The 13,505-nt window shown below is 45.3% G+C and carries 11 protein-coding genes; 2 read left to right on the plus strand and 9 right to left on the minus strand.

The window, feature by feature from the left end; genetic code table 11:
• Positions 1 to 58: 58 nt before the first annotated feature.
• The gene (locus CPIN_RS01695) at positions 59 to 952 is read right to left on the minus strand and encodes a hypothetical protein (RefSeq protein WP_148230492.1); all 894 of its coding nucleotides are present in this window, start codon (positions 950 to 952) and stop codon (positions 59 to 61) included.
• Positions 953 to 1,301: 349 nt separating this feature from the next.
• On the opposite strand from CPIN_RS01695, the gene CPIN_RS01700 reads away from it, so the two are divergent.
• Positions 1,302 to 2,798: a sensor histidine kinase gene (locus tag CPIN_RS01700; RefSeq protein ID WP_012788020.1), complete on the plus strand. Its 1,497-nt coding sequence runs from the start codon at positions 1,302 to 1,304 to the stop codon at positions 2,796 to 2,798.
• Between the two features lie 58 nt (positions 2,799 to 2,856).
• Positions 2,857 to 3,561 (plus strand): response regulator transcription factor, encoded by a 705-nt coding sequence (locus CPIN_RS01705; RefSeq protein ID WP_012788021.1) that lies wholly within the window; start codon positions 2,857 to 2,859, stop codon positions 3,559 to 3,561.
• A 147-nt stretch (positions 3,562 to 3,708) separates the two neighbouring features.
• On the opposite strand, the gene CPIN_RS01710 is transcribed toward CPIN_RS01705, so the two are convergent.
• The 8 genes from CPIN_RS01710 to CPIN_RS01745 all read right to left on the minus strand — a co-directional run bounded on the left by CPIN_RS01710 (position 3,709) and on the right by CPIN_RS01745 (position 13,491).
• Positions 3,709 to 4,578 carry a cupin-like domain-containing protein gene (locus tag CPIN_RS01710; RefSeq protein ID WP_012788022.1) on the minus strand — a complete coding sequence of 290 codons (870 nt, stop codon included), beginning with the start codon at positions 4,576 to 4,578 and terminating at the stop codon, positions 3,709 to 3,711.
• A 13-nt stretch (positions 4,579 to 4,591) separates the two neighbouring features.
• On the minus strand, positions 4,592 to 5,404 hold the full coding sequence (locus CPIN_RS01715; protein WP_012788023.1) for a DUF4397 domain-containing protein: 813 nt from the start codon (positions 5,402 to 5,404) through the stop codon (positions 4,592 to 4,594).
• A gap of 31 nt (positions 5,405 to 5,435) precedes the next feature.
• Complete coding sequence (locus CPIN_RS01720; RefSeq protein ID WP_012788024.1) at positions 5,436 to 7,988, minus strand: TonB-dependent receptor plug domain-containing protein; 2,553 nt, start codon at positions 7,986 to 7,988, stop codon at positions 5,436 to 5,438.
• A gap of 42 nt (positions 7,989 to 8,030) precedes the next feature.
• Entirely contained in the window at positions 8,031 to 8,966 is a 936-nt protein-coding gene (locus tag CPIN_RS01725; protein WP_012788025.1) for a cytochrome-c peroxidase, read from the minus strand.
• Positions 8,966 to 9,625 carry a YceI family protein gene (locus tag CPIN_RS01730; RefSeq protein ID WP_012788026.1) on the minus strand — a complete coding sequence of 220 codons (660 nt, stop codon included), beginning with the start codon at positions 9,623 to 9,625 and terminating at the stop codon, positions 8,966 to 8,968. The genes CPIN_RS01725 and CPIN_RS01730 overlap by 1 nt, the downstream gene beginning before the upstream one ends.
• An 89-nt stretch (positions 9,626 to 9,714) precedes the next feature.
• Positions 9,715 to 10,998, minus strand: coding sequence for a peroxiredoxin family protein (locus CPIN_RS01735; protein ID WP_012788027.1), 1,284 nt, complete (start codon positions 10,996 to 10,998; stop codon positions 9,715 to 9,717).
• A 752-nt stretch (positions 10,999 to 11,750) separates the two neighbouring features.
• Entirely contained in the window at positions 11,751 to 12,773 is a 1,023-nt protein-coding gene (locus CPIN_RS01740) for a glycoside hydrolase family 43 protein (protein WP_012788028.1), read from the minus strand.
• Positions 12,774 to 12,777: 4 nt separating this feature from the next.
• Positions 12,778 to 13,491, minus strand: coding sequence for a DUF3823 domain-containing protein (locus CPIN_RS01745; RefSeq protein WP_012788029.1), 714 nt, complete (start codon positions 13,489 to 13,491; stop codon positions 12,778 to 12,780).
• Between the last annotated feature and the right edge of the window lie 14 nt (positions 13,492 to 13,505).

A 13,505-nucleotide genomic window follows, 5' to 3' on the forward strand; every position in this document is an offset into this window, starting at 1 on the left:
CTACAGTTTAATAACCTCATCATAGGGGATCAAACCATGACCTGTATGTTTCTCTGCGTTAATACGTGATATTCGGGAAGGTCTGCCTTGCCTGCTGGAACTGTGTTTCCCAGCTGGCGGGCCATCCGAAGGCGATAGTCGCCTGTGCTTTCAGATTGACGCCTGCAGCGCCGCTCCAGAAATGCACAAACTCTCCCCAGTTCATATTACGGGCATAGTTGCTGCCATTTTTAGGAAAGTACTGTGCTAACAAAGCGAAGAATTTATTCAGTGTGGCGGTACCGCCATGCTGACTGTAAATAGGAAAGAACCAGTTCCTGAACCAGCGGGTATTCGCTACCGGGAAGTTATCGACCTTATTCCACATGTCATTATACCAGGCATTCGCGATAGTCGTCCAACCCAGTGATTTGTAAACATCATACTGATAAATTTCCATCCACTTACTGTCACCCCACAGCGGGAATGCAGGCGAATTGTGAAATCCTTTGGAGGCGCCTTCCACGATATGCCCTACTTCATGAGCGGTAATATGGAGCGGTTGCCCGGTGCTGTCAGCCCATGAGCCGTTTAGTCCTACGTCAATGACATTGCGGAAATCATGGCTGGCGTCAAAATAAGTTGAAGGATGTCCGCCACTATACTTATTTTCATGCAGGATTACGAACAGGCGTTTATCCGGACCGAATTCACCGTATGTTCTTTTGGTATAGCGCCAGATGCTATCCAGACGGCGATAAGGCCACGTAACATTTGTAGGCATATCATTGTCATAATACACCGCAATGTGATCATTGTAATAAACACGCTTTAGGAGCTGTACGTGTTCAAACCAGTGTTCCTGCCAGGTCGCGGGCGGTATTTCTGCCGCTGCTTCTTCGGTCACCGGCTTTTTTGATTGAAGGGAGTCATTGTCTTTTTTACAACTTCCCAGTAAAAACGTGGATGCCATAAGGCCTAAAAGAACGATTAATTGAGGGCTCTTTTTCATGGAATCTTCGATTAGGGTTTAAGATGTGATTAACTAACAAACAAGCTACAAGCCGTACAGGAGTACAGCCTGTAGTTGTTACTTTTTTCTCTAAAACAGCTGAGTACGTGATCGTGGTAATTAGCACAAAGGTCTGAGACGCTTTGCTGTGACAGTTAAACAGTATTGGTTGATAATAGTATGCTCAAAATGGATGAACGACAACCGAAATTAAAAAAGCAGCAGCAGAAAAGTTGTAAATGGAAAGCAAACAAAGTGTAAACAATCTTAAACGAATTGTGAATGAAATTTAAATTTCCGATATTTAAATATGACTAGAAAATTATGGAGTTTGCGCAAACTGCCATCTGAAAGAATATATTTGTTCTTCAGGAATTTTTTCATGCGGCATCCTTTCAAAATCTATATCACCACATCTGTCATTTGCTTCCTGGTACTGGCACTCGTGCAGTTCATGCTGGTATACAATACCTACGATCTGCTCAATCGTCGTTTCTATTACGAGAAGAAAAATAAGATCAACGAAGAATATTCGAAAGCTATTACGAATGATAAATTATTTCCCGGCGGACAAGGAATTGTAGATTCCATATTGATGCCGCAATTAAGAAATTTAGAACAGATTTATCAGACTGATACTACAAAGTTTCAGACGACTTCACAGGAATTATTAAACGAAGTATTTCACAGACTCGTCAGACAATCTACTACAGACAGCCTGATGCGCGTCATCCGTCAGCGGAACAATATCACAGACTCACTGCGTTACGCATTGACCATTCTTAAAATAGACATCATGACCGGTGACAGAAGATATATCAATATCTACAACAGCCGGCAAAAATATAAACTGATAGATGATTCCCTGCAATGGTCAGATGGGATCCGCATCTTTGGTGATCTTAAAGATCCCGATGAACGCAGCCAGGTGCTGGGACTCAATGTCAGCACCCCCGTACCTTATACCTATGCCATGCAATTCAGTCTTCACGCAGAGCCTTATAACAGGCGTGAGATGGTATTCCGGCAGATGCGGCTGGTACTGACGATGTCTCTTTTATCGATGTTTGCGATAATTGTATTATTTTTCATCACGATGCGCAACTGGATAAAGCAGAAACATCTTTCAGATGTTAAAACTGATTTTATCAACAACATTACGCACGAATTTCATACACCATTATCAGCCATTATGGTGGCCAATAAAAATATCCAGAACGAAAAGATACTGGATAACAAAGTGGCCATCCGCTCTTTGTCAGAAATTATCGACCGGCAGTCGCACCGCCTGAAATTACTTTTCGGACAGGTACTCGATCTTGCGACGGTAGATAAATTATTTGTACAAAAAACGCCACATCATCTTAACATGAGAGTGAGCGAGATACTGACAGACTTCAGCATCAAGTTCTCAGCATCCAATGTGCAGATAGATTTTAAACCGGCAGACACAGACATTGTAGTAGAACTGGACAGCTTCCACTTCACTACCCTGATGCTGAACATCCTGGATAATGCCGTGAAATACAACACACACCCGGTAAAAGAACTGGTGGTGATGATTACTGAAGATAATGAGCATATCTATATCACGATAACAGATGATGGTATCGGCATGTCGAAGGAGACGCTTAAACACATCTTTGAGAAATTCTACAGATATCAGAAAGATCTGACACAGAACACAAAGGGGTTGGGACTCGGGTTACACTATGTCAAACAATGCATAGATGCCCACAAATGGAAACTAAAGGTAGACAGCGAAGTAGGAAATGGAACTACATTTGTAATTGTAATTCCTCAATAACAAGCGTGAACATTCTAACGTAGACAATGTCGCCTGCTTCAAATTAAAAATTGCAGCTATGAGACACCGAATTTTATTGGTCGAAGATGAAGCTGATCTGGGTAATGTAGTCAAGCAATACCTGGAGTTAATGGACTTCGAAGTAAACTGGCAGCCAAACGGCAGCGATGCACTGGAAGAATTCAAGAGAGCACCTGAACTATACCACATTCTCCTGATTGACGTCAACCTTCCCGGCATGGATGGCTTTGAGCTGGCCGAACACATTGTGAAAATCAACAACCAGGTACCATTCCTGTTCCTCACCGCACGCGGTGAAAAAACCGATCGTCTCAACGGTTTGAAAATAGGAGCGGATGATTATGTTGTAAAGCCTTTTGATATCGACGAACTCGTACTGCGTATCCGTAATATCATCAAACGCAAACAGCCTTCTGCAGCGCCTGAAGTGGTGAAAGCTAAAAACGTCATTATCATCGGCAATACACAATTGTACGTCGATTCACTGAAACTTGTTACAGAGCAGGGTGATGAAATTGTGCTCACACCAAGAGAATGCGACCTGCTGGTATTATTCTTCCACAACGTCAACCGTGTCATCAAACGGGAAGAGATCCTGACGAAGGTCTGGGGATCGAATGATTACTTCGTAGGGCGTAGTCTGGATGTGTTTATCTCCAGGTTCAGAAAGTATTTCCAGCAGAATCCGGGTATCAGTATCAAAAACGTATACGGGATCGGCTTTGTATTCAACGTAAAATAATTCATCATTCAGCTGATATTATAACTTCATTATTTACCGGCAATGGAACCCTACTGGCAATACATGCCCTTACCGATTTTCCACCACTTAATCGGTCAGACAGTGTTCGCTGTCAGCAGAGTTCCACCGGCAATATCGGGATAGTGCTTACCTGGAATTTCCTCTTTCCACTGCACGTGCCGCTCTCCTGTAAGCAGTCTTCATTTTATAATCAAACCATTTCTTACCAAGTATCCTGCGCATCGCGTCGTCAAAACGACGGGTAATAAAGATATTTCTGACCCCCACTGCCCGTTTCAACATTGAGACCGGCAATGCCCTGTATGCCACAGAATATCCGGCTGTTTCATACTGTATGTAGTGCCAGTACCCGGAAGGGATATACAGCGTTTCTCCAAAATGCAGAGTACATTCCCATCCACTTAGCTGCCGTAAGGCAGGAAAGGCTTCATAATCCGGATTCCGCAGATCGGCAATACCGTGAAAATTCCATGGTAAACGATATAAGAGATCAGATTGCTCATTAGGAAATAACCACACCTTTTTCACGCCCTGAAACTGTGACAGGAATACGTGCGACATATCAATATCATAGTGATACCGTACTGAAGAACCTTCTCCCCCGAAGAATAAAAAAGGTAACCAGGTCAGCAGGTTATCTGCCATCTTCCGGACCTTCAGTTCCTTTTTGATATCCGGTCGCTCACGCAACAGGTTGAAAAGGAATAATCTTCTTACAGTCGGTCGTGATTCTATCAGGTCAAGGTAATCGCCGAATTTCATCTTTTCGCCTGGCTGACTTGTCGCCTTGTCCAGGTGCGCATTTTCTTCACTATGTATGCCTACCATTACTTCTCCCGCTTCCTGCCGGAAGTAATCATAGTTCCATTTCTGCAGGGCTACACTGTCCGGTTCAATAAAATCTCTGATCAATACCGGAATGCCGGGTGTAAGATATGCTGTCGTGAACTGTTCCCGGGTGTACCCACTGATGGCTGTTACAGGTTTCAGATGCATGATTTTTTTTTTGTTAGTTCGCAAAATGAGTGACGATAGCGCCTCCTGTCGCTGCTTTGCCTGGTACGCTATTCAGAAAGACCGTATAGCTTTTACCCGCTTCCAATAGCAGATTGGAAAAGGCTTCCTTATCAATCGCCAGTGGCTGACGATCCGCCACGGTACTGACCACCACTGCGGAAGCACCCGCCGGTACTTCTACAAAAGGGCCTAATGACCAGGCATTCAGATTGTCTCCTGATAATACGGATCCTCCCGCACGGCCGTAATCCACCGTGTCAAACAGCAGGCTTTCATGTCCTTGCTGCTGTAATGACACCTGTACGGTGGGAATGGACGGCGCCAGGTGCACAAAGCGTAACTTGGCCTTACCGGCAGCAGGCGGCTGCGGGTTATCATAGAATAGTATGAGGGTATCTTTTGTAATATCTGTTTTCGCCCTGGCAGCAAACACCGTATGATAGTAGCCGGCTATTGGACCATTAGGTCCTCCATTCGCAGAGAAAGTAGCCTGGTTACCAAACTGACGGGATAACTTATAACTGGTGCCTGTACCTTCTGTGAAATTGATCTGTACGTTACCGAATAAAGCAGGTAAATAAGGCGATGCCTGATTGATACCTACCGCAGTTGTCGTCACCTGGGTAGTAAATATCCAGAACTGCAAAGGCACATCTGCCGGACGTGCATTGACAAAACTGATCTGTGCACTGAGTGGCGGTCTTTCTCCCGCATTCACATCAAGATAGTCTGCCTTGTTGCAGGCTGTCAGCAAGACAAACAGCAACAACGCAATCGTATGGTGGAGATAAGGTTTCTTTTTCATGTCGTATCTTTTAATACACCATCAGGTGCGTTTAAAATTTAGCCAGGAGTCTGGCGAAAGGCTGCACGCCGGCACTGCCATTCTGGATACCGACTACAGTAGGATTACGCAACCCTGAAACTGCCGGCGCGGTGTAATCACCCAATACATCAAATGCATTGTTGACACCAATGGTGGCCAGCAACTGCGGCGTAATATGATAGCCGACTGAAAGATCGGTTACCCATATCGCAGGCAGTTTCTGGAAGAAATAATCCGGGCGGGGAAAGGTAGCATTCAACGCTGTAGCCGTAGTAACAGTGCCGAAATAAACAGTACGCAATAACAGGTTCCATTTGCGTGAATTATAAATACCCTGCAGGGTAACCTTCTGCTGCGGAATATTAGTCGTTACCCTGGCTCTTTCTGCTTCGCTGAAGATGACATAACGATACGTCTCCAGGCCCTTTGGCGTATTCACGCCGCTTACTTCATTCTTAGAGAAATTCGCACCTGCGAGGAATGATAAGGAACCTTTATTCAACAGTATTTTATAACTACCCGTGAACTCAATCCCTTTCGTACGGGTACTGAAAGCATTGTAGAAGAATTTAGCCTGTGTAGTGCCTGTCTGTAATAAGAGGCTTCTTACATCCTCCGGCAGATTTGTATCCAGTGCAGAGAAATTGCCTGTATTGCCTACGCGGTTGTCTATCTCCACATGATAAGCGTCTATGCTGAGTTCCGCTCTTGGTGCAGGTTCTGATGTGATACCGGCACTGAATCCTCTTGAACGCTCCGGCGTCAGCGATGGAATACCCAATGCCCGCGCTGCGGCGCTTTTGTTAGAAGCGGTGACCAGGTCAACAGCACGGCCCTGCTGGAAAGTCGTAGACGTTTCTGTGTAATAGAATTGCGCCAGATCGGGAGCGCGGAAGCCCATGTTATAGGCTCCCCGGAAAGCTAGCCATTTAGCAAGGCTATAACGACTGGCTACTTTCCAGGTAGTTACGTTACCGAAGTCAGAGAAATGCTCTGCTCTTACGGCGGCAGACAATAACCACCGACGGGTGATGTTTGCCTCAATATCTACATAACCGGCCGTTACAGCACGGTTGACATTTACTTCATTCGCAGGACGAAAACCTGCATGGATCTGAGAACCAGGGGAGAGGCCGTTCAATGCGATCAGACCTGCGGCAGACTGGTAAGGCACGCCTGCCGCCGTTGTATCTATATTATAGATGGTACGCAGATCGGCCTTTGCATAGGAGGCTTCTTCTCCTGCGATGATCTGATAGGTTTCTACCCGGTACTGTCCGCCAAAGGCCACATTGATACCTTGCAACGCATGTTCAAAATACCGGGAGATGTCAAGGCCAGCGGTATTCTGGGATGCGTTATACCGGCCGGCATCAAAAGTGGTGGGACTCTTCAGTCCATAGCTTGCATTCAATGAGTTGTCAATGACATTTCCGAAATCATTCTTTCCGTATACGTTTGAAAGATCGGTTGTCCACTGTCCTATCTTTCCTTTTACGCCAATAGCAATTGATTTATCTGTGATGGTATTGTCCATTTCGGGCAAAAAGCCATCAGGGTAGAGGAAGGCGTTATTTCTTTCTGTCCATCCCGGCAAGCGGTATACCGCTGTAAATTCTGAATTACGATGACTGATACCACCGAATGTGTATAGCTCTACACCTTCTTTCAGGGGAATAGCTGCGTTGAATGACAGCAGGGCATCTTTCGCCCTGTTAGCACCACCGCCACGCTGATCAAAGTAATGCCGGTCGATACCACGGCTGACTAATATGGCATCATCTGTTTCCTTTGTATAGATCGCATCATAGCCACGGGTATTAGCGCCGCCGCCATAGATAGGACCATTGTACAGACCTGCATCTGTTTTACCGGCAGGCAGTGCAACTGCCTGTGTGGCAAATTCTGCAGTCAGGCGCAGGTATCCGCCATTATCGCCCAGTTTAAAACCATATCCGGTGCTGGTACGCGTCGTTAATCCATCTCCCCGCCGGCGTACACTGGCGGTAGAACTGATTGTAATATCATCGGTTGATTTTTTAAGCACGACATTGATCACACCCGCAATGGCATCTGAACCGTATTGCGCGGCAGCGCCATCCCGGAGTATTTCTATGCGCTCAATGGCGCCGGCAGGAATCGCATTCAGATCGTAGCCGGTAGCACCGTTACCCAGTCCACCCCAGTTCACATTAGAGCTTTTATGTCTTCTTTTACCATTCACAAGCACCAGCAGCTGATCCACACCCAATCCTTTTAATTGTGCGAGATTGAGTGCAGACCCGGCATCGCCGGCGTTGCTGCCATTCACAGAGTGAAAGGAAGGGGAGATATATTGCAGCAACTGCGTCAGGCTGATTTGTGGGGCGTTTTCCTGTAAAGATCTGAGGTCAATAATATCTACCGGTACAGGCGCATTTAAACGTGTGCGCGTCACGCTGCGGGAACCTACTATCTGTACTTCACCCAGCCGTCGCAGGGTAAGGGAATCCCTTTCCTGCGACTGTGCCGGCGCGTAGTAGCCTGTCAACAGCAGTAGAATAATGATAGTAAAGATTCTCATGTTATAGTGTTGAAGAGACTGTCCGCCTGTGGCGGGATTTGATTATTGGTTGATAAAACGGTCGTCTGTAAGTGTCTTAAGAAAAGCTTCCAGTTCGTCTATTTCTGTGTCTGTTAAGTTCAATGGCGTATTTAATGATAAATCCCTTTTTATACCGTCATGTATTAATGCATCCGGTGTGTTGTAGTATACAATGACTTCACGCAATGTCCGGAACATTCCGTTGTGCATGTAAGGCGCTGTAACAGCCACATTACGTAAGCTTGGCACCTTGAAGAATCCCAGTTGGGCACTATCGTGAGTGATATCAAAACGCCCCGCATCTTTCAGTGTAGTACCGTTGTATAGTCCTATATTTTTGAAGCGGTCAGCAGTGAAGTCTTCACCCGAATGACAATTGTTACAGTTGGCCTTTCCGATGAATAACAAACGTCCCCGAGCAGCCGTAGCTGAGATGGCATTGTCATCGCCGTTGATGTATCTGTCATAAGGACTGTTCGCTGTTTCCAGCGTACGTTCAAAAGCTGCCAGTGCCTGCAGGAGATTTTTTTCAGTAGGTGCACTGTTAAAGATCTTTCTGAATGCCTGTACATATGTACTGTCCGCGTTCAACCGCTTTACCGCTTCATCAATGGGCAGTCCCATTTCATCAGGAGAGATGATTGGTTGCTTTGCCTGCTCCTCCAATGTGGCGGCCCGTCCATCCCAGAAAAAGCTGGGCCGGCCACTTTGGTTCGTGAGCGCAGGGGTATTTCGCTTGGTGAGCTTGTCATGAATGCCTTTGCTGAAGGTTGACGTATCGGCAAAGGCAAACTGTGGCCTATGGCAGGAAGCACAGCTGACAGTCCTGTCCATCGATAATACCGGATCAAAAAACAATTTTTCTCCGAGGGTCACCCGCGTCAGCGGTTCTTCTGAATGAAAAGCCAGCAGGGTAGATGCGGTCACTAACAAACCTGTGATGAGCCACTTTTTCATTACTGAGCATTAGCGAGCAGTGTTATATCCAGATCGAAGTCATCGTAGATAGCCTTATCGCCCAGGTTTTCAAAGTAGTTTTTAGAACGGAATTTGATATCGTACTTCGTTCTGTCCACTTTTATCTTTGCATTGGCGGTCAGCTTACCTTTATCGATCACCACGGTGGCAGGGAAGCTGATGTCGTTGGTAATACCTTTAATAGTCAGTTTGCCGGTGACGTCGTACAGGTTGTTGCCATGCGGCTTAATACCTGTGATAGCAAAATCAGCCGCCGGGAATTTCTCCACAGCAAAGAAATCGTCGCTCTTCAGATGGCCGGTCAGCTTTGCGTTACCATCCGCATCTTTAATATCAGTTACGGCAATGCTGCGGGTATCGAGTTTAAAACTGCCGCTTTGCAGCGCATTGTTTTCAACATTCAGCGTACCATTGCTGATATTGATAGTACCGGTATGCTCTCCGGTTACCTTACGGGCTGTCCATAAGAGTTTACTGCTTTTATTATCTACCTGGAAAGCCGTGACTTTACTGGTAGCAGCAACAGTTGTTACAGTTGCAGGTATAGGAGCTGTAGTTTGAACCTGCACGGTGAAAGCGGTGATCACAGCGATCACGCCTATCGAAGCGAAAGATGCAGCGTGTTGAAAAAGTTTCATGGGAATTTTGTTTTAGCAACCTGCAGGGCCGATCCACGCGACCCCGCAGGATTTTACAACAGAGAACAACATGTATAGACGAGAAGACATTATTTGATGGCCACGTCCTGACGGACAGGTTCTGCAATCAGCGCATCCAGATCGTCGTTCCACTTCTTTACATAATCGTTAAAATAATTACCGGTAATCTCACCGGTGTAACCCGTATGTATCTGACGCACGTCACCGTTACGATCTATAATAATAGTTGTAGGGAATGCCATCATACGGTTGAGTGCCGGAAGTTTTTCCGAAGCCACTTTCTTATCAGCAATGCCACCAAAAAGAATATCATATTCAATACCGTATTTATCTTTTAATTTACCTAATGTGTACCGGGCATATTCCAAGTCATCTTTCTGCTCAAAACCGATGGCGATAGCCTCAACACCACGGTCTTTGTTCTTTTTGAACCAGGGAGCAAGAAACGCCGTCTGATCAGTACAGTTAGGACACCAGGTGCCGATGATCTCAACGATCACCACTTTGTCTTTATACTTTGCATCGCTCAGCGATACCTGTTTACCATTCAGGTCAGGTAGAGTGAAATCAAGCTTCTTATAGCCCTCTTTCAGGTAGGTCAGCTTGTAAGGATCCGGCAGTTCAGCATTGGCATTCTTATTACCATCGAACTTTACATTGTTATAGATCCCCAGACTCAGTTCTCCTGTAAAAGACTGGTCGTCATTGATATGACCTTTGATATATATCGGGCTTGGGCCGGTAAAACCTGACAGTTCAAATTCATTGCCCTGTACAGTGCCTTCCAGCTCACGGCTGTCGCCTACAACAGACATGATTACGCCTGTCAGACGGTTACCGTCCTGCTTCAATAGTCCGATCCGGTTAGGCGTAGGTTCTTTGCTGTAGATCTGTAATTCCCATTTCCCGGACAGATTCACCGCAGGTTTGACGTCTTTCCCCGGTTCTACAAAACGGTATTTCTTACCGGCCTCCGCTACAAAAGGCAATGCGTTACCTCTGAAGTTAGGCACGAGGCTTCTGTATTCACCGGTGATACGGCCGTCTGATTCGATCTTTGCAAACAGCGCAGCATCATAGGTATTCATTTTTATAAACAGCGAATCATCTCCGACACGCTTTACTTTAAACTCATCACGGCGGGTACCATTGATCAATGAGAACACGCTGTGCTCGGGGTCTTTTCCTTTGAATTCGAAGTTGAAAGGCACGTTGGCTTCATTAACAGTAAAAACACCACGCCATACGCCTTCTTTTAAAAACAGGGGCTTTTTCTCAGTTGCAAATACAGTACTGCCGAATAGTACAGTGGCCAGCAGGCCTTTTACTCCGATACGGGCAATTGTGTTCATGAGAGTAGATTTGATTTGAGTAGTTGATAGTTCAGGGTATAGCTATCTCCTTCCGCTTATCGGTCATTTGTAATCAGTATATGACGATGGAAAAAGAAAGCGCCTTTGGACAAAAGGCAGATTAGCGACAACAGTAAGGCATACAGCCGGAAGAACGAAGGAAATTGTTCATGTTCAAAAGTGTTAGTTAATTTTTAGAAAATCAACTAATTAATGGTGGCTTAATTAGGGTGGTGATAACAAAGATAGAATGGCTGATTTTATTTTCCAAATAATAGTCTATAAATTTTATAGACTATTCAAAACAAAGATAGAAATCCCTGTACCTGAATAAGATAGCACGTGGCAAACTATCCTGACCATCTGGTACAAAGGCATCTGACAAAGTATGTTGGCGGGGTTACCTTATGCGTGGCGCTTAAAGTTGTTCATTGTTCTCCTTCCAGTTTACGCTAGTCTTGTGACCGTAGAATCTGTTCACTAACACAAACATAACTGTAATGCACGCAATGATAACGTAATGTAAAACGATTGACGGCATGATGATAAAGCTGAATAAGTACTACACTAATTGTTATACTGTTGTTGTATCTAAATCTACATAAAACAGGTTGAAAATATACGGCAGTCTCAATAATTACCTGACATAAGTATAATTTCGTTAACAAAAGTTAACACAGCTTGGCGACTCTGACAATACCACGATCGTTTAATTTCTCTGCAAATCCGCTACCATAAAGAAAAATCCCCCGTCAGGAACGGGGGATTTGTAGTAAAGTATCTGTTTTTAACGGTGTTCCGAACACCGGCCAGCCCATTTTGTTCCAGCTAAACCGCTGGATTCTGGGTGATCTCTTTCCTCCACAACCATCTCCCGGATGGTCATTGGCGTGGTACAAGATCCAGTATTCTTTGCCGTCAGGCGATGTAAAGAAAGAATTGTGACCAGGCGCATAGACCTTGTTTTCAGTAGATTGTCTGAAAACCGGCTGGTCGTGTTTTTTCCACGAAGCCGGATTCAACAGATCACTTTTTTCATCAGCCACTAACATCCCTAATGCGTAATCGTCTGTCCAGCAGGCGGATCCCGAATAAATGATGAAAAGTAACCCTTTATGTTGCAACATCTGCGGCCCCTCGTTAACGTCTATATGTTTTAGATTAGGATCTCCGAGATCTCCCTTGGTCTCCCATGGATACTGCGGTGTCGATATTTTTACCCTTTTCCCCTGGATGGTAAGCGGATCTTTCATGGCGGCGATATAGATATCCTGCCGGCCATTCTTATCTCCTTCCCATCCTGACCATATCATATACAATTTTCCGTGATGCTCAAACACACTGGCATCAATGGCCCACTTATCTTCCGGATCAGTTACCTTTCCTTTAAACTCCCAGGTACCCTGCGTTGGATCAGGTGAACTGTTTTCCAGCGCATAAATACGATGGAACTGATTATCACCATTATCCGCAGCAAAATAGACATACCATTTCCCTTTCAGATAATGGATTTCAGGCGCCCAGATATTTTTGGCATAAGGACCGGAAGCCGGTGGCGTCCAGATGGTTTTATGTGGTGCATCCTTCAGTTGAGCGACGTTCTTTGTTTTCCACAGCTCCAGGCGGTTACCCATCGTATGCATATAATAATAATATCCATCCTTATACACACACCAGGGATCAGGCCCGCCCGGCAGGACCGGATTTTTAAACGTCTGCTGTCCGTAGGCAACAGACGTCATTAGCAACAAAAAGCAAATAAGTGATCTTAGCATATTTTTATTTCAGATTAATCTGCTGAACTTCAGAAAACAACAGATCTTCCACACCACTGATTTTCACGCCGATACGGGCGAATACGTAATCCTGATCGCCGCTTGCGCCATTGGCGGAATGATTATCTGGCACATTCACACTCAGACTGACATTAGCCAGGTCGGCGATATCACTACCATTCAACGCCGTACGCGCAAGGTAGTTAGTTCCGTCTACAAACTGGGTTTGGTTTACATACAGGAACACAGATTCCACGTTTCTGGCATTTGCGTCTGTGATGATCTGTTCCAGCTTACAGTTCGCATTCACGGTAGTACCACTTACTGTCAGCTTCGCATCCCTGACCATATAATAAGGCATCACCTCAATATTCATATCACGGCTACCACTTACGGTCAACAGCATCGTGTCAGTTTTAGTCTCTGCATTCGTGATGGATCTGAATGGTCCCTGTGAACGAGGGATAACCAGTTTATAATTACCATCAAATAACAGCGCGGAATAAGAACCATCCTCTTTTACATTGACAGTAATAGCCCCGCTTTTACCCCATCCAGGTTCCCAGAGTTCGAAAGTTACGTCTTTTGAACTGACGTTGATCGGCATTCCCTGATAGGTAATATGACCCGAAAGGGTAGAGGAAGGTGGATCATAATTATCTTTCTTACAGGCAAAAGCAGTCAGTGCCAAAGCTATATATACGAATGTTTTTTTCATGTGGCATGTTTTAC

The sequence above is a fragment of the Chitinophaga pinensis DSM 2588 genome, assembly GCF_000024005.1.
Classification (GTDB): domain Bacteria; phylum Bacteroidota; class Bacteroidia; order Chitinophagales; family Chitinophagaceae; genus Chitinophaga; species Chitinophaga pinensis.